Genomic DNA, 20,994 nt, shown 5'->3' on the forward strand with positions numbered 1-20,994 from the left:
ATAAACTGACAGAAAGCTTGAAAGGAGAAAAAATGCCTACATTTGGTAAAGTAAAGTGGTTCGATAGCCGCAAAGGCTATGGCTTCATCGAAAAAGAAGATGGCAGTGGCGACGTGTTTGCCCACTTCCAGGAAATCGTCGGTGAAGGCTACCGCACGCTTCAAGAAGGCGATCGTGTGAAATTTGAGATCACGAGCACGCCTAAGGGTGCCAAAGCCACAAAGATCGAACGCGTAACCGAATAACCAATGCTATCGGATAAGACAGCAATGTTCTAATCCTGATGTATTGAAAAATACGCAAAGCAAAGCCCCGTGCGAAAGCACGGGGCTTTGTATTTTATGAAACCACTGCCCTCAATATCACTCGACCAGGATCGTCTTGACCGTCTTCTGATATTCCCCGGTTTCAATGGTAACGAAATAGATACCGGCTGACAACCCCTTACCGTTCCAGTCAAAACTATAGTACCCTGCTTCCAACTGCCGGTCCGCGATCTTCCCGGTTAACCGACCGCTGGCATCGTAGACGAATATTTTTACGTACTGCCGCTGCGGCAGTTGCAGCCGCATATAGAATTTATCTGTCCAGGGGTTTGGAGACGGACCGTATACGGCAAAATATCTGGGTATTGATCCATCCTGCAAGATACCTACCTGGCCGATGATAAAGAGGCTGTCGCTGACATCGTATGCCGAGTTGCCGGCGACATCGTAGCTCGTGACCCGGATCAAGCATTCGTAGGAAGTCGTTTCGGGTATGGTCCAGTCGTAGCTGGAGTCATCACCCGCGATGTGCACCACGAAAACCGGGTAGGTCGCGCCGCCGTCGAGGGAAAGATAGATATCGGCGCTGTCGATCCCGACGTTATCCATGGATAGCCACTGGATCGCGTGCACTTCGTTCCAGTACCAAACCTCGCCGCCATTGGGAACCAATACTTCCACAAAGGGCATCCCCGTATCGATGATCTTGAACAAAGAATCGGAGACATCGTCAACGCCGTTGTTGCTCAGATCAAAAGCTTCAGCTTTGATCAGGCAGCGCTCAGAGTGCACATAAGGCACGGTCCATTCATGCATTGTGTCGGATACCGGCGGTGAAACCAGATATGTCCAGTTCTGTCCGCTGTCCGGTGAAAACAAGAGCGCGACCGAATCCAGACCGATATTGTCCGTCGCCAGCCAGCGGATCGTATCGATCTCGCCCGGCGAGAATTCTTCTCCACCGTTCGGATAATGGACTGTGACGACAGGCGATATCGCGTCCCGGATCGTGAACACCGCATCGGAAACATCCTCGGCTGCATTAGGAAACTTGTCATAGGCGACCACCCTGACCAAGCACTGTTCTGATGGCGTTGCCGGGACTGTCCAGGCGTATGCCTGCGTATTAGCCAACCCGTGGGCAACGTTTATCCAGGAACTGCCGCTATTGGTCGAGTACCACAAGGATACGGTATCCACCGCCACGTTGTCCGTTGCGGTCCACCGGATCGTATCAACATCGCCGACATTCCAGATCTCGCCGCCATTAGGCATAACCACTGTGACTTGGGGAGGGATCAGGTCCGAAAGGATGCGGCTGGCGTAGATATCCCAGCTGCCATTCCGATTCGTCTGCCACAGCACCCAAACATACCCCGAATCATCCAGTGTTACCGCCGGCATGATATCCTTAAACGTGCTCGCGCTGATCACCGATGAATCCTGCCAGGCATCGTCCCGGTAGAACTTCGCCATCACCTCCCACTCGCCGGAACGGTCTGACTGCCAGATGCACCAGAGATAGCCGTCTCGATCAGTCACCAGTACCGGGTGTTCATCCCTGCCAGAATCGCTGACCACGGGCTGAGCGTTCGACCACGATACGCCATCGTAATGGCTTCCGTAAATGTCGGAATTACCGTTCCGCCAGGTGGTCCAGACAACCCAGACCGTACCGCTGCCATCAACGCAGATCTTCGGATCCTGGTCCTGACTTTGATTGCTCGTCAGCCGCCTTAGGTTCTCCCAATGTCCGGAAGCGGGATTGTAATTTTTCACATAGATATTTCGATTATATTCCCAGCGTTCACTCGTCCATGCCACCCAGGCGATGCCTGAACTGTCGGTCGCCATTGAGGGACGATAATCGTTCGCCGAATCAACGGTCACCGCGAACATGGGTTGCCATGTTGATCCATCGTAGTAACGGCAGTATATATCACCGTTGAGGTGGGTCCACCGTTCCAGCGTCACCCAAAAGCGCTTATCGCCGTCCAGGGTCATAGCCGGATACATATCGTTGGCTGCCCTGCTGCTTACCATCGTCCCCGTGCTCCAGGCGGAACCAGTATAATATGAATTGAAAACATCGTAATTCCTGCCGAAACAACGCGACCAGGAAACGGTCGCCCGGCCGAGCGAATCACAGTACATGAATGGAGAAAAATCCCAGTATTCGAACGCGTCGACGATCGCCGGCGTGGTCCATGATCCGTTGGCCTGGCGGCGTGACGCGCATATTTCCGTGCGGCCGTAAGTGGTCGACCGCCCGGTGACCCAGGACGCCCACAACCGCCCTTGACCGTCGACGATAGCGCTCACGAAGGCATCGGATTCCGCGTGCAGGTCAACCGGCTGGGGACTCGACCAGGAAAGAAGGCTGCTGAAGCCAGCTGGTCTTCGCGGGGATTTTACAGCATAATAACCGGTCTGTTTCGGCTTCAGGAGCGGATCTCCGCAAATGCACATTCCATAGAACCAGTCGACATCGGTGATCCCCCACTGGGCAAACCATGCCTCAAAAGCCTCGCCGATCGATATGCCGGTGTCGAGCCGCCCATAAAAATCGCTGAAATGGAGCATGCTTCCCACCTTGGCGGATCCGATCGCCAGCAATCCGTTCATTGTATTGTAAATGTAGCAACCGCCGATAAAATTTTCCTCCACGAACCTGGTGCCGCTGCACTGGAACAGGTTAACGAATAGGAATGTTGGATCGGCAAACCATTCTTCAAAATTGAAAACCGTGCCGGCATAACCGGAATTATTCTTGAACGTATTAGCCCATGGCGATGAATGACTGTTGATTTGCACCCACTCGTAAGGATCATTAAACCGGTTCCGGAAATCAGCGGCGGTCGTCGTGTTGTTACTGTTCACCACAACGACAGTATCATAAAGATAATCCAGATCACAATCGCCGAAACCGCTCCAGTCGTCATCATCATAAGCAAGAGCTTTTTGCGGCATGCCGAAACCGCCGGTGCGGTACCGGTGGATCTTGGACAGATAGTTGTTCGTCAGAGAGATCTCGTTGCCCCAGGTCATCACGGCGCAGTTGATCCGGCCCACCCATATTTCCGGCGCCCGGTCGCCGGTGTGACCATCATAAACACAATCCGCATCGCTGTCGACCCATGTTCCGTCAAGATCCATGAGGAAAAGCTCGATCGGGAACTCTTCACGTCCCTCGGCACTTTCGTATTCGTACCAGGCGAACGGCACGTTGCCAATGAAAACCGCTCCCACCAGTTCGCTGTCCAGCAGGGCTGCCAGGTGACTTCTCAGGCCCGTGGCGTTCCAGCCCCGGACCGTGTCGACGCGCACGTCATACGCTTCAAGGACGATATCACTGACATAGAGGTTTAATGAATCAAGGATATAGGGATAAAGAGGGGCATAAACAACGATGTCAACTAGCGGCGCTCGGCCTCCATTGCCGGACAGACGGGCAGATGCCGCCTTGCCGATGGCAAAAGGCTCCTGGATGAGCCGCTGATTCTTCAGGCACCATTCCTGGTAAGCCGTCTGCGGCTGTTCATAAGGATCCGTGTATCGCAGCCGTGTTATGCCGGCTTGACTGAATATCATTCCCGGCATGATAAAAACAGCCGTGCATATCAAAATATAAAATGACCTTTTCATAACAACCTCCTTACATGATTAATGGACAAAGGGTCAAAATAACAATATACCGATATCGGTTGTTGTCCATCTCAATATTATAATTCCAAATACGTTATTGTCAACAGACTTAATACTCGGAAAGCCGGCGCTATTACCAGACCTCCTCAATAGACGCGGTACTCAACCGTTGTCTTTTCGAATGAATCCAGGACATCCCTGCGCTTGATATATCTCAAGCCGAACAGCATGATGGCGAGACACGGCGATAAAAGTACCAGTATGGCAACGGTAATGAATATACTACCGCCCAGACCGTGTTTTCCCGCAAATGATATAATCGAGCAGAACGCCAGCACGCCCAGGAATGATTTGGCAGCTTTAGGGTAAAACTTCAGAGCCCAGCGCGCCCGCATCGCGATGCCCAAGACCGCCAGCGAGACCACCAGATGGTAAACCAGCGGAATATACATCAGACTGAACCTGAACGACACCGTACTGCTTGAGGACGGCGTTAAGATCGGGAAAATGAAGATCAGGGCACCGATCAGCAGGTAGACAAGTACAACGGCAAAATATGCGATCATGAACCGGTCCTGATAGACGGCTATTTCAAAATCCCATTTTCCTTTTTTCTGCGGGTCATTACCGGCATTACCAATTGTCATTTACCAGTAATATTAGCACAACAAATGATAGATGTCAAGGTGTCAAGGTTATGTAAAAAAGAATTTTTAAAAACCCTTATTACTGCGCTGCCATTTGCGTCTTACATCATTCTCGTTTTTGCCAAAATATTGAGTATCCCTTACCGGGGCCGTTTCATCAACTTAGAAATCTATGATAAAAAACGGGGTAATCATCCTTATATCACTGTAATCTCAATTGACATCAGACTTTCTTTTGTTATAATCTGGCCATGGACGCCGAAATGATTGAGAAACTCGCCCGGCAAACACAGATCGTTAAAAACGGGTTGCCGGACAAATGAAGTTGAAAAAAAAGACCATTGCGCTCGTAGCCGGTATCGCCGCTTTCATTGCCGTATTATTGCTGCTTATCTTTTGCGTTTTCAATAAGAAATCACGCGGTATTACCGGTTCAGGCATGATCGAGGTCTTGGAAATACAAATTTCTGCAAGGGTCGGGGGTCAGATCCAGTCGCTCAAAGTTAAAGAGGGCGACAGCATCAGGGAAGGGGATACTATAATGATCCTTGACCACCGCGAACTGATAGCCCGGGAAAAAGCAGCATCCGCCGGTCTGGTTATCGCCGAACAATCCATCCAGGAGATCAAGGCGAAGAAAAACGATCTGGAAAAGAATGTTGAACGCTTCCGCGGGCTTCACGATTCCGGTGATGTTCCGGACAATGAATACGAAGCCATCCTGACCCAGTGGAAAGTCATCCTGACGCAGGAAACCAGAGCAGATGCCAGCCTAAAAGCAGCCCGGGCGCAGCTTGAACTGATCCAGACCCAGATCGCCGATGCCTACATTGTCTCACCGCTATCAGGCGTGATCCTGGCGCTCAACTATGACAAAGGAGAAACCGCCTTTCCGGGATTCGTGCTCGCGAAGATCGGCGATCTCCAGACCGCAACGCTAAAGGTCTTTGTGCCGGAGCAGGATGTCGGAAAGATCACCCTTGGACAAAGCGCGCGGGTCTTCGTTGACGCCTACCCGGCTCAAATTTTCGACGGAAAAGTTACCTGGATCGCCAGTGAATCGGAGTTCACGCCCAGGAATATCCAGACCAGAGATGAACGCGCCCAGCTTGTTTTTGCGGTCAAGATAACAATCCCCAACAAATCACAAAAACTGCTGCCGGGGATGCCAGCTGACGCCGAGATCGTGGACCATGGCAATAGTCGCCAGTAATGGTCTATACAAGACATTCCAGCAAACAACCGCTGTAAGCAACATAGATCTTTCCATAAATAAAGGAGAGATATTCGGGATCATCGGTCCGGACGGCGCCGGCAAAACGACCCTGCTCAGATTATTGACCGGCATCCTCAGACCCGACCGCGGCAGCATCCAGCTCTGCGGTATCGATATCGCCGCCTCGCCCGAAGCGATCAAAGAAAAGATCGGCGTGGTGCCCCAAAATTTTTCCTTATATCCGGACCTGACGGTCGATGAAAATCTGTCGTTTTTCGGGCAGATCTACCAGATACCAAGGAGCGACTTCCATGAACGGCGGCAAAAACTCCTGCAAATAACCCGTCTGGAGCAATTTACACGGCGCCGGGCGGAAAAATTGTCCGGTGGCATGCAGAAAAAACTGGCGCTGATGTGCAGCCTGCTCCATACGCCCGAGGTGCTCATCCTTGATGAACCGACAACCGGCGTTGATCCCATATCCCGGCGCGAGCTGTGGGATTTTCTGTATGAGCTTCTCGCCGGCGGCATAACCATCATCGTCTCAACCCCCTACATGGACGAAGCGGAACGATGCTCGCGCGTCGGATTCCTGTACCAGGGCGAACTGCTCTTGGTCAGCACGCCCAATGAGGTCAAGTTGGGATACCCATACTCGCTGTACGAAGTCGAGCTGAAAACCGGTGATGTCACGGCGCTGGTCCAGGATCTGCGCGCGCAAAAGGAAAGCATCGTTGACGCCTACCCGGTGGCGAGGACCATTCATATGGTTGTGCAAAAAGACGGTCAGCACGCCGTGGAAAAACTGCTTGCAGCCCGGCCCGAGCATCCGGATTTCAGGCAAATGGCACCGAATTTTGAGGATGTGTTCATCTCGGTCATCAGGGGGAAAAATGCCAGTGCGTGATCAGGAACAAGGAGCTTCTCCCGTTATGCGGGATACTCGGTTTTGTAGCCCAATCACAGATTTGGGTAAAAACGGTATCGATGCGTCCCCCAATCAGCGTGGCGGACTTACTCGAAGAATAAAATGTTATACTGTTCGAGCGAACAAGGTGAGTCGAGAACTTCCTTGATATAACATGAAAGCGATCGAGGTCAAAGAGTTATCCAAACATTTTAATCGGTTCACGGCGGTGGATAACATCACTTTTGCCGTTGACCAAGGAGAGATCTTCGGATTCCTGGGCCCGAACGGCGCTGGCAAAACGACCACGATCAGGATGCTTTGCGGTATTCTCAAACCGACATCAGGCAGCGGTCATGTCGCTGGCATGGACATCGTGCGTGAAAACGAGAAGATCAAGGCACATATCGGGTACATGACCCAGAAATTCTCGCTGTACCAGGACCTGACGGTCGAGGAGAACATAGCATTTTTCGCCAGCATTTACCACATCGATCCTGAAAAAATAGATACCGCAAAAAAGCGCGCATTGGAGACCGCGGGGTTGATCAATATGAAAAAGCACCTGACCAGGGATCTGCCCGGAGGGTTCAAACAGCGTCTATCGCTGGCATGCGCGCTCATGCATTCGCCGTCCATCGTCTTCCTGGACGAACCAACCGCAGGCGTCGACCCGCTGGCGCGGCGCTGCTTCTGGGACATAATCTACCGCCTTAAGAACGAGGAACACACTACGGTCTTTGTGACCACGCATTATCTGGACGAAGCCGAGCATTGCGAACGGATCGCGCTTATCAGACAGGGCAGGATCGCCGCCCTGGGCTCGCCCGCCGATCTGAAAAGCCGCGTTCGTGACAGGGTCATGGTTGTGCAAGGAAACCCGTTCGCCTCAATGAAGCATTTTTTTGAAAAAGAACCCGGGATCACGCAAGTCATACCGTATGGTCTATCACTGCACGTTTTTACCCGCGATGACAAAGATCCAGATGACCTGAAGGCAGGGCTTCACAGATCCGGCGTTACGGTCTCTCGCCTGGAAGACATAAGTCCGTCACTTGAGGACGTCTTCATTTCCCTGTCATCGGAGTGACATGCGCACGATCGCGATCATCAGAAAAGAAATATATCATATCCGCCGGGACATCCGCGTCCTTTATTTCGCTTTTGCCTGGCCCGTGATGCTGCTGATGCTTTTCGGCTACACGGTCAGCTACGACCTCACGAACATCCCGATCGTATTCTGCGATCTGGATAGAACGAGCGTCAGCCGCGGATTAATCGGCAAGTTCGACGCGACCGGGCTTTTCAATGTCAAGCTAAAGGACCGGTTCTCGTGGGAAATAACCCGGTCCGTGCTAGACCGCGGCGTGGCCAAAGCCGTTATTATAATCCCTTCAGGTTTCAGCAGAAAACTCGACCGGCTTGAACCGGCGGATCTCCAGATCCTCGTCGATGGCAGCGACAATAACAGCGCCGGCGTCCTGCTCGGTTATTCAAACGGCATTATCCAGGATTTTTCGACCCATAATACTCAGGACGAGTTCAACCATCATGGTCTGCGGGCCGGATCAACGCCGCCCGTTTCCCTGGACATGAGATTTCTTTACAACCCGTCGCTGAAAAGCCAGAATTTCACCGTGCCCGGGCTGATCGCGGTCATCATGATGATCATCGGCACACTTCTGACCTCGCTGACGATCTCCACTGAATGGGAACGAGGCACCATGGAGCAGTTAATGTACACGCCGGTGAAACCTTACGAGCTGATCATCGGAAAACTCGCGCCCTACCTGGCGATCGGTGTGCTGCAGATGACGCTGGTCCTTTGCATCGGCATCTTCGTTTTCGGCGTTCCCTTTAAAGGCAATCTGCTCCTCTTTTACCTGAGCTCGTTCCTGTTCCTCGGTGGCGCTCTTGGTGTGGGTCTGTTCATATCGCTTATTTCCCGGTCGCAGCAGCTCGCGGCTATGATCTCGTTTTTAACCGCTTTCCTACCCGCGTTCATGCTGTCAGGTTTTATCTTCCCGATATCGAATATGCCCCTGGTCCTGCAGGGACTGTCCTATCTTGTGCCGGCACGGTACTTCCTGCATATCGTGCGCGGACTGTTCCTAAAGGGTTCGGGACTGGATATCCTGTGGCCGGAATTCCTTGCCATGCTGATATTCGCGTTGGTATCCGTCATCATCAGCGTCATAAGGTTTAAAAAAAGGCTGGCCTGATGAAAATACTCGCGGCCTTTATAAAAAAGGAGCTGACGCAGACCCTGCGCGACACCAGGATGAGGTTCGTGCTATTCGCTGCACCCCTGATCCAGCTCATCATCTTCGGCTATGTCGCGACAACCGACGTGAAAAACATCGCCTTTCATGCCGTTGACTTCGACCGCACATCGGCCAGCCGCACCCTGGTCTCCGCTTTTACGGCCAGCGGCTATTTCAAGGAGATCCTTGCTGATGACGACAGTCGAAAGAACGTAAATGCCGATCCGGAAATTGCGCTGCGCTCCAATCAGGCCGACGTAGTCCTGGTCATACCACCTGACTTTTCACGGAAGTTATCAACGAACATCACCGCTCATATCCAGGCTCTGGTCGACGGCTCTGACGGTAATGCCGCCACTATTATCAAGGGGTATATCGAACAGATCTTTTATGAATGGACACAAAAACAAATAATGGCCAGCCTGCACTCCCGCGCCACAACGCCGTCCATCAATCCCCGGATAACGGTCCTTTTTAACCCCGAGCTAAAGAGCTCGCATTTCATGGTGCCAGGCCTTATCTGCATGATCCTTTTGCTGTTGACCGCCATTCTGTCCGCGATGGCGATAACGCGTGAAAAGGAACTCGGTACATTGGAGCAGATCCTTGTTTCACCGCTCAAGCGCTGGGAGTTCATCGTAGGTAAGACCCTGCCATTTGTGCTGGTCGGTTTTGTTGATGTTCTGTTGATCCTGGGCGTGGCAAAACTGCTTTTTGACATACCGGTAAGAGGCAACCTGCTTTTGCTGTCTTTCTCAAGCCTTATATTTCTCTTCACAAGCCTGGGTATCGGGCTGATCGCGGCGACCGTCTCCAGAACCCAGGCGCAGGCGATGCTTACGGTCATGCCCATTATGATGCCAGCATTTTTATTATCCGGACTTTTCTTCCCCGTTGCCAGCATCCCGGAGGTCCTCCGCTGGATCCCCTATATCAATCCCATCACGTATTTTCTCATCATCGTACGGGGGATCCTGCTCAAAGGCCTGGGTATCGGCATGCTGTACCGAGAAATATCAGTGCTCATTGTTTTTGGCATCGGTTTCCTGACCATCAGTTCGATGTTTTTCCAAAAAAAACTCGGATAATCCGTCATCTGATTATCCGTCATTCCATGCTTGACACGGAATCCATGGATTCCCGCCTCCGCGGGAATGACAAGAAAATAAAAGCTGCGGGGTTATGGGGATACGTAGAACGCACGACATTAAATAATTAGCATCGAATCACCATAAGAAAGAAAACGATACTTGTTCTTCACCGCTTCCTTGTATGCCTTGAAGATCAGCTCTTTACCGGCAAAGGCGCAGACCAATAAAAGCGGCGTGGAACAGGGCAGGTGAAAATTGGTGATGAGATGGTCAATAACCTGGAACCGGTGCCCGGGAAAGATGAACAGGTCGGTAAAACCGGAAAATGCAGCTACTGCTTTATCCCTGCAGTTGTCGCCGAAGCCACGGTTTGCGTAGGGCAAACCTTCAGGTTTGCATTCAATTTGGTTGCCCTTTTTATCAGCAAGGCTAAAGCCCCGCTGCGCGGGATCATGACCTTGCCCTACATTCCCCCTTTTGGATAAGAGGATATCAGGGGGATTTGATAAAATTGACTCCAACGTGCGTGTGACCGAGGTCCCGACCCCGATCACTCTCCTGGCAGCGTTGATCGCGTCCGCTGTTTCCTGAGATATTTCCGCGTATTCGGCGTCCATGACATGCCGCTCGATATCTTGAGTCCGGATCGGCTTGAACGTCCCGGGTCCGATATGCAGGGTCAACTGGCAGATCTTCGTGCCTTTTTTCTCGATCTCTTTAAGGATCTCTTTCGTAAAATGCAACCCGGCCGTGGGCGCAGCGATCGAACCTTGGGGATCCGCGTACACGGTCTGGTAGGTCTGCTCATCCTGCGGCACGGTATGGCGCCGGATATAATGCGGCAGAGGGACGATGCCGTATTTCTTAATCATCTCCATAGCTGGCGCGTTAAACTCGACCACGCACCTTCCGGGCATTTTGTTAACGACAATGGCAAAGCTTTTATCATCGAAAAAGATCTTGGTGCCGATCTTGAGCCGTTTACTGCTGTGAACAAGAACTTCCCAATTCCCTTTTTCAATTTCGCGCACCAGGAGCATTTCCACGTTCCCACCAGTCTCCTTTTTTCCCTTCAGGCGCGCCTTGAAAACCCTGGTATTGTTCAGAACCAGGACATCTCCGGGTTCGAAGAATTCAGCGATCTCGGAGAAATGCCGGTGCCGGACCTCACCGGACTTTCGGTCGAGCACCAGCAGCCTTGACTGATCCCGCTTATCCAGCGGGTACTGGGCGATAAGTTCCGGTGGCAGTTCGTAAAAAAAATCCTGAAGTTTCATCTGCACATCACAATTTCATAGGAGTTAAGCCGTAAGGTTTTTAAAACTCTCACGAGTTAACTCCTTTAAAAATCGCAGGAACCGCGATTCGCATAATTCACTGTCATTCGGTGTCCTCGCTTATATTTTTTGTAGTAAAACATAGGTTCTTCTACCTTCCTTGAATAATATTCGCAGAAATCTCGAGAATCCGAAAACATCAAGGGCCTGGAATATGTTAAGCTCCAATTTATGAATCGCTCTCAACAGCAAGTAATTCAGTTTTGAATATGGAAAAAGCTTCGTGCCCAGGAAAGCAGCCATGTTCGAAAGCATGACCAGAAGTCTGTTCCAAACCCTCATTTCATGTTCGAATCCACCCGATTCCTTGACCGCAAACCCGGCCTGCTTAGCCATAGATGCCAACTCACCGGGTTTATAAGCGGTATGCAGGTAGCGGTCACCGGTACCATCGGGCCCTTTCCGAATCCCGAAACTCCTTACGATTCCAAGCTCCAGGTACTTGGGGCGAGTACGCGAATAACCCGGGCAGGTGACCAAAACCTCTCCCCCGTGTTTCATGGCTTTATACAGACCCTTCAGGAATTCGCGCGGCCGGTCGAGATGCTCGATGACCTCGATCACGATCGCGCTGTCCATGGTCATGGGTTTTAGAAAATCCAGGTTCCGCGCGTCGCCGTTGACGAAGTTGACCAAGGGAAATGCGCGTTTTCCCACACGCAGAAGGCTCAGCGAGATATCAACGCCAAAAATAGCGCCTCTTTCCCAGTGTGAGCCGAGCCGGCCGATATTGCAGCCGCAATCCAGGAGGCATCCGGCAGGCATTGTGTTTATTTTATTGAGGACCCATTTTTTACGGATGATGCCGCTCAGACTGGAATAAGTTATTTCGTCCTCGGGATAATATCTCCCTGCCATTTCGTAAAAAGAACCGTATTTGTCGCTCATGATATCTTAAAACCGGATCCGCGTCTGGAAATTCAGGGTCTGGGAATAATCATCACCGGACGGAAATCGGACCCAGTAAGCCAGGTTCAATACCGTGTTGCTGCCGACGCCGATGCCGATCACGACGCCAAGATTTTTGCTCAAGCCAGGCGGTTCTGTTGCAGTAAAGAAATAAGGCACATCAGTGCGGTCATACAGGCGGTGGACGAGTTCACCGGTCACCTCAACCCGTCCGGTCTTCTTAAATGGATAGATGACCGTCAGCATAAGCTGCGGCGCGCGCAGCACCAGGTCCAGGGATTCAAAAAACTGCGAATACAGGTAAGAATGGGTGTAGCCCGCAAGCGGTCGCAGGATCGGTTTCTGAAAAAATTCCACCGAGACATCGCTCCGATAATCGGTCCTTCGCTCTTTCAAAAAATCCCCCTCTTTTTCGATCTGCTCCTCTTTTTCGGCATGAGCGTGCGCACGCCGGTATGAAGGATCGATCCGGTACGAACGTCTTGTCAGGATGTTAGCGGCCAGCGCGTACCGCGCATCGTTTGAAAAATCCTGGCTCGCTGCCAGGACGAGTTCGGCAGGGTCGCCCGACAGGGAAACCTGTGCCTCCTCGGCGTGGCTGTAGAAATCCGTTTCCCGGGCATAGTCAAACCGGCACATGCCGTCATAAAATCCTCGTGTATGGCCCATTTCAAACCCGGCATTCCGTGTCGTCACGCGCTGGTAATCTTTGAGCAGGATTATCCTCCTAATATGATCGCCGCCTTGTTTCGGTATGTAACTCTGGGTCGTGCTGTCATACACATAACTGCCGGTCCCGTCGTCGACCTTGAAATAAGCCTCGTCTTTTTTCTGGGAGTACGACTGGGTCTGCTGGACCATGCCCATCAGCCGGAAGCCGCTGTACAATAGCGTCAGCGTGGAAGCGCCGAAGAGAAAGGTCGTGTCATTATAATTGCGGTGGCCGACCGACACGCTCAACGGCACGCTCGCGAAATCCAGCCGGGATGTTATCCCCCGCTCCCGCTCGTTACGGTCGTATTCGCCGCTGAAACCAACGCGGCTCTGGCCGCCCAAAGCATACTGCACTGCGTACAGGGCATATTGCGCGCCTCTGGCATATTCGTACCGTGAGCTGACCGAGTATGACCGCCAGGTGGTCGCCATGCCGGCGAAATAGCGGTTCAGGGTGTCGATCATGCTGAAGCCGAAATATGAAAACCACGGCTTGACCATTATCGATTTCCGGTGGTGGCTTTGGTTCAGTACTCCGTATGCCAGGTCCGCTCCCAGTACCGGCACGGGTTGAATGCCCAGGTTCACCTGCGCCAGTTTCTGAAGAGTATCAGACGTATTCCATTCATTGTTGAATCCGATGTATTCGCGGGAACGCGGCAGCGCGAGATCATGGTCATAACTTAAATAAGTACCGTCCAGCGAGAGATATTTCATCTGCCTCTGCAAATTGATCTCAAACCCCATGGCACCGTTATCAGCGTCCTCCAGAGGCGAAAAGGTATTCTGGTCAAACTTCGAGCTGTATAAGGTTGTGGTCAGCGTGTTGTAACTAGTCAAGCTTACGCCATAGAACTGCTGGTCCTGCGGGAGCGGCGTGAACCGGGTGGGTGAATAGTTGCCCAGTCCTGCACCCTGGTATACAAATCCATTACTGACTGGATCATAAGCATAATCGCCCTGGTTTTCACCGGTATAAAAGAAGGTTACGACATAATGCCCGCTGCCTTCGCCTACGAACACGAAGTGCCCGTTCTCCAGATCATAACTGCCCTGCGACGATGTATCGTAATAAACGTGGGCGTACGTTATGCTGTCACCGGCTGCCTGCAGGCTCTCGATCTCAGCCGGGCTCAGAACGAAACCCATCGGGTCGGTGCGGTCATCCATGGTCCTCCGAACCATCGCGGTAACCGAGAAATTGTTCAATGCGGTCCGCGTATCAAGTTCTGAAAATATCCTCGGATATGTACTTGTCGCTTCGGTATACTCGACCGTGATGCGCGACCGGTTCGTTATTATGACACTATTCGTGAACGTTATGATCGCCTGCTCGTAGTCGATAAGATAGTCGGCGTCCCGCTTGAGCAGCGCCGGGAGCTCGAATCCCTGTGTGACATAGACGCGTTCGGTGCCGGCGACTACCCGTCCATCAAGAATATAGGGACCCTGCTTGCCTTCACTGCCGCTGAATTCCATTCTCCGGAAAGAACCGCGGTTCAATGCGTAAGCTGCGTTCACGCAGTTCTTGGAATCCCAGGTGGTCATACCGATCCTTCCGCCCTGGATCTCGTCCTGGATGCCAAAGGGAAGAGGCAGTGTCAGGTCGCCCAGACCGGCGTTGAAATTAGCGGTCGAAGCCCGCAGGCTCATCTTCTCGATATCACTGATCTGCATGGTCTGCGAAGGCGCAGCCTGGTCAGAAAGATTCCCTTCGACCTTAACTCCTTCGATCTCGCCGTTAACGGCAATGCTAAGTCCCTGATCGAACCCTTCGTTGGTGTCGAAAAAAAAGTCCTTGACCCCGCTGAGACGCAATCCCGCTCCGGTCTCATCAGCCGGGAGTTCCGGACCGGCTGCCCCAGGTTCGAAAACAAGCGCGGCGGAGTCACGCTTAGCGCTGTCCATTATTACCCGGTAACGGTAATAAAGCGTATCGAGCTGAAACGCTGACCAGCCCGAATCAGGGACCGGATCAGAATTCTGACCAATTATAAAACAGCAAATGAGTGCCAGCATTATCCAGCATCACCATGGTTGAATCGAGCACGGCCAGGTCGCGGATCGATCTGCCGAGCTCGATCTTTCTCCACGATCCATCAGTGGTGTCATGATCCGAAGCGCGGTCATCATAAGTATAAAAATAGTCCCTGGCCTGAGAAAAAAGGTACAGTTTGTGGCCGGCTGCATACAGCCGTTCCAGGCTTTCAGGCAGCGAAATTTCGCCCGTGCTATTCCCGTATTCGTCGCATCTTATGATCTTCTTTCTGGTCAGTGCGTAAACCATCTTCTCACCGCTTTTGACGTCGATTACGGCGACATCGCTGAGCCTGTTCATTACCCTGGCGTTGGTATTCAGGAAGACCAGCTCTTCTTGCCCGTAGTCCGCATAGCATATATCCCAGAAGCCGGTCAGGGTGAAAGAAGAAATCTGCTCGCCCTGGCAAACGGTTTCGGTTGTGCCCGCGGAAAAAAAATATTTTTCGATCGTTTTCCCGTTGTTGATAAAGATGAAAAATGGCGTTACTTCAAACTGCAGTATCCGGTAGTTTTCCTGACGGGTAAAGTTCAGGGGTTCCATGTTATCGGCCCGAGACTGTCCGCGTACCGGTTGAAAGCGATAAATACCTGCCCCAAAAAAAGGCGCTACGTAGACCAGGCTATCATGTACTTCCAGCACCCCATATTCCGCGGGCATCGTTATCACGAACGCTGGATCCACGCAGAACACGAATAACAGCACCGCCATGCGATATATAATAGTGAAAATCGCCCGAAAGTCAATCCGGTTTCATGATTTATACGGAAACCGGTGATTACAGCGATTTGGCATTTTAAGATCACCGTCATCTTAAGGGCGATAACTTTGTTTTATCGCCCTTTGATATTGACAAGTGCACCATAATATATACAATACAGATTAGATTGATTTTGATGGGGCCGTAGCTCAGTTGGGAGAGCGCTTGAATGGCATTCAAGAGGCCACGGGTTCGAATCCCGTCGGCTCCATTTTTCACTCACAAAGGAACTAATTATGCACGCGGATCTGAATTTATCAAAGAACCATCGGTGCACGGCGATCGCATGTATCGGCATCTGCCTGAGTATTATGCTTTGCTGCACGTCGGGCAAAGCAACGATGCCCGGCACCCCGGGTAGAGAGCCATCCGCGGACGCGAAACTCAAGGCGGAAGAGGAATATTCGATCGGTTACGAATATATGAAACAGACGCGTTTTGCCGAAGCAGTCCCGCATTTCCGGACCGCGATCGAACTCTGGCCCGCTTACTACGGCGCTTATATCGCGCTCGCCCAGGCATACCGCTCACAGGGTGATTTTACCAACGCCGAATCGACCTACACCAGAGCAAAGGGCATCGACCCTGCCGACACCAGAGCATATGAGGGCATGGGCGTTCTTTATTTTTCAGATCTCAAGAAATATAATGAAGCGCTCGCCGAATACCATGCGGCCCTGGCTCTTGATACAACGAATGTCAATATTTTGAATAGCATCGCTTCGATCTACGCCATAATGAAAGATTATGACAACGCTTTTGCTTTTTACAACCGAAGCCTTTTCTACGAACCCGAGAATATATCCAGTAGTTTCGCCGTGGCCAAGCTCTACGTTGAAAAGGGGGAACCGGAAAAAGCCGTCAGTTATCTGGAGACGCTGAAGGCGAAAAAACCGGAAGTCTCCGAGATCAGAAAGCAACTGGGTGAAGTCTACCTGCAGATGAAAAAATACGACGAAGCCACAAAGGAGTACGATTGGCTGCTAGTCAAGTACCCGGACAACGCATACTACCATCTGCAGCTCGGGCTTATCCTTCAAAAACAGAAAAAATACCAGGCCGCGCTTAAGGAATACGAAGAGGCGCGTCGGCTTGCACCCGGCGATGCGGCCGCGCTTTATTATCTGACGGACCTGAACATCGTACGCGGAAAATACGCACAAGCCGAGGCCCGCGTCCGCGAAGCGCTTGCGCTGGCGTCGGACAGCTCCTACGCGTTCATCCTGCTGGGCGATATCTACGAACGCAAGGGTTACAATGCCAAACTTGCCTGGGAGAAGAAAAAGATCAAAGAGAACCAGTCGTCGGGGATCTCGGCCGTGGATCTCCTGAACCAGGCGATCGCCTACTATGGCCAGGGAAAAAATAACGGCCAGTACGCTTCATATGCGTCGGCGGAGATCGACCGATGCGGTACTTGGGTCAAGCAGATCAAGGAAGAATTATGGTACATAGGAGTCAAACCATGAAACCAAAGGGCATATCGGGAATCGCAGCGATCATCATTATCATCATATTACTGCTGATTGGATACGTGGCGTATCAGATGGGACGCTTACAATTCACCTATAGCGCGGTCAAGGAAAAAGTTACGGATGCCGCCAAGATCGGGCTCGCGCAAAGTGACCAATCGATCACGGAAGAGCTTATTAAAGAGTCGAAAGATCTCCACGTTGTGCTGAAACCTGAACAGATCTATGTCGATCACGGCATCTTTGATTCACTGCGGATCTACGTAACCTACGATGATTCATCGAATATTTTCGGCATGATATACCACAAGAGCTTCGTGATCGATGTCATCCAGCCGATAAAGGTCCGGTACTAAAGAGAAACAGGCGATGCTGCATAATCCAGTTCTCCTTCTTAACCAGAATTACGAACCACTCACCGTGCTCAAGGTTAAGCGGGCGATCACCCTCTTATTCCTGGGCAAGGTTGACCTGATCGAAAACGCGGATGGGAAGATGCTGCACGCCATCACCATGAACTTACCCGTACCCTCGGTCATCAGGCTCCGCTACTTCGTCCAGATAAAACGCAAAGAGATCCCTTTGACCAAGAAGAACATCATTAAACGGGATAACCACGAATGCCAGTATTGCGGTAAGAGAGCCGGCATGATGACGACCGACCATGTCAATCCCAAGGCGCTGGGCGGCGAAGAATCATGGGAGAACCTGGTTTGCGCATGTCTGGAATGCAATAATAAAAAAGGGAACCAAACATTACAGGCCGCGGGTCTCAAGCTGGTCAAAAAGCCCAAAAAGCCGAATTATTTCACTTTTGTACTACGGGAACTCGGTAATCCCAATGATAAGTGGCGGCCTTTTCTTTTTCAATCTTAGCGTATCTATTTTTACCGCATCGGTACCATCCGTTCCTGTCAAAATCGCACTTTCCGGCAACAATTTTTTTTCTTCATCTTATCTACTCCGGAACAACCGTGACCTGATGTCCGCCGCCGATGTGGAAAAAACCATCAGCCGCATCCTGGATCTCTACGCAGAAGCCGGTTTTGCTTTGTGCTCGGTCGTACCCGTGGTAAACCATAATGACAGTGACCGGATATCGGTGCTCCTTGAAATCAATGAGGGCGCGAGAATAAAAGTGAACGATTACGAATACCGGGTGACCGGCAAAACATCGCCCGCTGCCCTGCGACGGATCTCCCTGCTGCACGACGATGTCTATTTCAACCTCAGGGATATTGAAAAGGCAAAATCCATATTCCTGAACACGGGCGTGTTCAGCTCGGTCAGCGAGCGAATCGTGGAGAAACAGGATGACTTTTTCGTTGTCTTCGACCTGGTCGAAAACCCGGCCGACTACATAAATGGATCCGGCTCGATCGCGCAGGACAATGTGATCCTGGGCGCGGCTTACCAGACCGCCAGCATATTGGGCACGCTCCGGCGATTTTCCTTTATCTATGAATCGGGCACACTTACCGACGTACCGGGACAGCTGAAGAACCTTTTTGCCCTTTCATTCTCTGATCCAGTATCGATCGCGCCGGTGATCCTGGATATTAACTTTTCCCTGACCGCCTATGATACGGCCCGTCTTTCCCTGATCAGCGGCCGGGTCGCGGCGCCGGTAGGCGCTCATGTGAAAACCTCGGTGCTGTCAGGACTGGAAATAGTCGACTATCTGGTCGATACATCGCGCCCGGGCTACCGCAACAGTCTCGTGGGGCTGGGCATGGTCGCATCATTCAAGAATGATGCCGCAGAATTGACGCAGAATTTCGATATTGATTACCTGTTCAGGTCCAGCGACCGTCTTCGGTTCAGGTATGACGGCTTGCTTGCATGGCAATCGCTCGACTTAAGACCGCACGCAGTCTGGACATGGACCGATCGTTTTGAATTTTTCGATTACTGGCGTCTCGGTGGCGCTCGTGATATCCGCGGTTACCAGGATAACGAATTTGTGGTGGCACGCGCGGGCTGGTTGAACATTGAATATAAAAAACTGCCCATATATCCGCTGCTAGACATGGCGTGGCTGGACAGCGGTTTTTTCTACGCATATGGATTGGGAATAGACGCGAAAAGCAGCTTTGCCGATGCGACGCTGGTCTTTGCCTGGCCCAAAGACGGGTCATGGAACGATGGCAAGGTTCATTTTATGCTGCAAAAGGGATTATGAATATAGACCGTGATGGGTCGGAATGGAGGCTAACATGTTGATCCTGGCAGTTTTGTTCGGTTACCTGCTTCCCCTGGATTCGCCAATGATGGAGAATATGGACTATTTGTTCATAAAAGGATTCCTGCGTTATTCGCTCATCAAGCCCTATGATATAACGGAATTGATGCCGCAGTTTGATGAACTCGTTGCCGGCGAATATTTTTATGACCGGACTGACAGCCGCATGATCTCGCGATTTAACCGGCTATTGGTCAAGCGTAATGATTATACCTGCCTGGTACAGTTCAACTCAAACTATGACCGCGAAACAGGATCGTGCTTCTACTTTGATGAAATGATGGGAGGACGGATCATCTCAAACCTGTCATGGAATCAGGCGATCCGGTTCAGGTTCGCCGGCGAGATCGACAGCCTGGGCCCGAATCCATGGAAAGATGCTGCGCAGGCATATCTGCGGGAAGGCAACCTGTATCTGGATACAGACCGGTTCAAGGCACTTTTCGGCCGCCGTAATTACCTGCTTGGTCCGGGTGATGATTACGGGTTATTGTTATCACCGGCCAAAGAGGGCTATGACGGCCTTATGATCAGGATACCGGCAAAGTATTACGAATTCTACACTCTTTTTTCCATCCTTGACGCTTTTGACCGGCGGTACCTGTCGGTCCACCGTCTGGGTTTAGACCTGAAGAACTTCACTTTAGGTTTCTCCGAATCGATCTTGTTCACGCATGACCTTGAGCCGCTTTACCTCAATTTCCTCCTTCCCTATTATCTGAGCCAGTGGGGTCTTGACCGCGACGACAATATCATGTGGAACCTTGATATCGGTATCCGCGCCTTCAACACGTATTGCTACGGCGAGCTGCTCATCGACGATTACATGTATGAAGATGACCCGCATCCCAGCAAGTTAGCTTACCAGGTGGGCTTCAGATCCCTGATCGCGCGCTCTTTCTTGATAAAAGGAAATTACGGGTTCGTCGACAAATGGGTCTACACACACGAGGATGCGTGGAATACCTATGAAAATAACGGTATGCCCCTGGGTTTTCCCCTTGGCAATGACTGTGATCGTTTGTCCGGATCGGTATCGTTCATCCACTGGCTGGGGATCACGCCCTCGGTCATGGTGAACTTCACGCGTCAGGGCGAGGGTAGCATATACCTTCCCTATGAGACCGAAGGTGGTAACTGGAATCCACCCTTCCCCTCGGGTGTCGTGCAAAAAACCCTGGGCGTCACATTTTCAGCCGAGTACAGCGTCCAGGGGATAGTCTTCGTCAAAGCCGGTGTGGGAAAAGAGTTCGTCACGAACCAGGATCACGTACCGGGGAATGACACGGACGACGTGACCTTGAATGCCAGTCTCTGGCTGGTGTACTGAAAAACCAGCAAATCCGAAACTCGAAATACTAAATTCTAAACAATACTCAAGCACAAATGTTCAAATTTTAAAACGTTTTGAACATTAATATTTTGGATTTGGGATTTGTCTAGGATTTCGATATTAGGATTTAGTGCTTAAATGTTTGCCGGGATA

General features: G+C 51.4%; 17 protein-coding genes and 1 tRNA gene. 12 read left to right on the forward strand and 6 right to left on the reverse strand.

What is annotated here, in order from left to right:
* Positions 1-32 precede the first annotated feature (32 nt).
* Entirely contained in the window at positions 33-245 is a 213-nt protein-coding gene (locus tag VF399_02200; GenBank protein ID HEX7319153.1) for a cold shock domain-containing protein, read from the forward strand.
* 117 nt (positions 246-362) lie between these two features.
* Here the strand turns inward: VF399_02200 and VF399_02205 are convergent, their stop codons facing one another.
* The gene (locus VF399_02205; GenBank protein ID HEX7319154.1) at positions 363-3,911 is read right to left on the reverse strand and encodes a T9SS type A sorting domain-containing protein; all 3,549 of its coding nucleotides are present in this window, start codon (positions 3,909-3,911) and stop codon (positions 363-365) included.
* Positions 3,912-4,057: 146 nt separating this feature from the next.
* On the reverse strand, positions 4,058-4,558 hold the full coding sequence (locus tag VF399_02210) for a hypothetical protein (GenBank protein HEX7319155.1): 501 nt from the start codon (positions 4,556-4,558) through the stop codon (positions 4,058-4,060).
* Positions 4,559-4,877: 319 nt separating this feature from the next.
* On the opposite strand from VF399_02210, the gene VF399_02215 reads away from it, so the two are divergent.
* The 5 genes from VF399_02215 (at position 4,878) to VF399_02235 (ending at position 10,033) form a co-directional block, all read left to right on the forward strand.
* Positions 4,878-5,771: an efflux RND transporter periplasmic adaptor subunit gene (locus VF399_02215; protein HEX7319156.1), complete on the forward strand. Its 894-nt coding sequence runs from the start codon at positions 4,878-4,880 to the stop codon at positions 5,769-5,771.
* Complete coding sequence (locus VF399_02220; GenBank protein ID HEX7319157.1) at positions 5,752-6,681, forward strand: ABC transporter ATP-binding protein; 930 nt, start codon at positions 5,752-5,754, stop codon at positions 6,679-6,681. The genes VF399_02215 and VF399_02220 overlap by 20 nt, the downstream gene beginning before the upstream one ends.
* 175 nt (positions 6,682-6,856) lie before the next feature.
* Positions 6,857-7,771 carry an ABC transporter ATP-binding protein gene (locus VF399_02225; protein ID HEX7319158.1) on the forward strand — a complete coding sequence of 305 codons (915 nt, stop codon included), beginning with the start codon at positions 6,857-6,859 and terminating at the stop codon, positions 7,769-7,771.
* A gap of 1 nt (position 7,772) precedes the next feature.
* Complete coding sequence (locus tag VF399_02230) at positions 7,773-8,903, forward strand: ABC transporter permease (protein ID HEX7319159.1); 1,131 nt, start codon at positions 7,773-7,775, stop codon at positions 8,901-8,903.
* The gene (locus tag VF399_02235) at positions 8,903-10,033 is read left to right on the forward strand and encodes an ABC transporter permease (GenBank protein HEX7319160.1); all 1,131 of its coding nucleotides are present in this window, start codon (positions 8,903-8,905) and stop codon (positions 10,031-10,033) included. Before VF399_02230 ends, VF399_02235 begins: the two co-directional genes overlap by 1 nt.
* Positions 10,034-10,152: 119 nt before the next feature.
* On the opposite strand, the gene queA is transcribed toward VF399_02235, so the two are convergent.
* The 4 genes from queA to VF399_02255 all read right to left on the reverse strand — a co-directional run bounded on the left by queA (position 10,153) and on the right by VF399_02255 (position 15,745).
* Complete coding sequence (gene queA / locus VF399_02240) at positions 10,153-11,313, reverse strand: tRNA preQ1(34) S-adenosylmethionine ribosyltransferase-isomerase QueA (protein HEX7319161.1); 1,161 nt, start codon at positions 11,311-11,313, stop codon at positions 10,153-10,155.
* 120 nt (positions 11,314-11,433) lie between these two features.
* The gene (locus VF399_02245; protein HEX7319162.1) at positions 11,434-12,261 is read right to left on the reverse strand and encodes a methyltransferase domain-containing protein; all 828 of its coding nucleotides are present in this window, start codon (positions 12,259-12,261) and stop codon (positions 11,434-11,436) included.
* A gap of 6 nt (positions 12,262-12,267) precedes the next feature.
* Positions 12,268-15,015 carry a hypothetical protein gene (locus VF399_02250; GenBank protein ID HEX7319163.1) on the reverse strand — a complete coding sequence of 916 codons (2,748 nt, stop codon included), beginning with the start codon at positions 15,013-15,015 and terminating at the stop codon, positions 12,268-12,270.
* Positions 14,972-15,745, reverse strand: a complete 774-nt coding sequence (locus tag VF399_02255; GenBank protein HEX7319164.1) for a hypothetical protein — start codon at positions 15,743-15,745, stop codon at positions 14,972-14,974. The genes VF399_02250 and VF399_02255 overlap by 44 nt, the downstream gene beginning before the upstream one ends.
* A 187-nt stretch (positions 15,746-15,932) precedes the next feature.
* Between VF399_02255 and VF399_02260 the strand changes: the two genes are divergently transcribed.
* The 6 genes from VF399_02260 (at position 15,933) to VF399_02285 (ending at position 20,838) form a co-directional block, all read left to right on the forward strand.
* A tRNA-Ala gene (locus VF399_02260) sits at positions 15,933-16,005 on the forward strand.
* Positions 16,006-16,030: 25 nt separating this feature from the next.
* Entirely contained in the window at positions 16,031-17,263 is a 1,233-nt protein-coding gene (locus VF399_02265) for a tetratricopeptide repeat protein (protein ID HEX7319165.1), read from the forward strand.
* Positions 17,260-17,622, forward strand: a complete 363-nt coding sequence (locus VF399_02270) for a hypothetical protein (protein HEX7319166.1) — start codon at positions 17,260-17,262, stop codon at positions 17,620-17,622. Before VF399_02265 ends, VF399_02270 begins: the two co-directional genes overlap by 4 nt.
* A 13-nt stretch (positions 17,623-17,635) precedes the next feature.
* Positions 17,636-18,142, forward strand: coding sequence for an HNH endonuclease (locus VF399_02275; GenBank protein HEX7319167.1), 507 nt, complete (start codon positions 17,636-17,638; stop codon positions 18,140-18,142).
* Positions 18,108-19,448 carry a POTRA domain-containing protein gene (locus VF399_02280; GenBank protein ID HEX7319168.1) on the forward strand — a complete coding sequence of 447 codons (1,341 nt, stop codon included), beginning with the start codon at positions 18,108-18,110 and terminating at the stop codon, positions 19,446-19,448. Before VF399_02275 ends, VF399_02280 begins: the two co-directional genes overlap by 35 nt.
* Before the next feature lie 34 nt (positions 19,449-19,482).
* On the forward strand, positions 19,483-20,838 hold the full coding sequence (locus tag VF399_02285; GenBank protein HEX7319169.1) for a hypothetical protein: 1,356 nt from the start codon (positions 19,483-19,485) through the stop codon (positions 20,836-20,838).
* The last annotated feature ends 156 nt before the right edge of the window (positions 20,839-20,994 follow it).

Source organism: bacterium (assembly GCA_036382775.1).
In the GTDB taxonomy this organism is placed as follows: domain Bacteria; phylum Hydrothermota; class Tepidihabitantia; order SM23-42; family JAOAFX01; genus DASVHD01.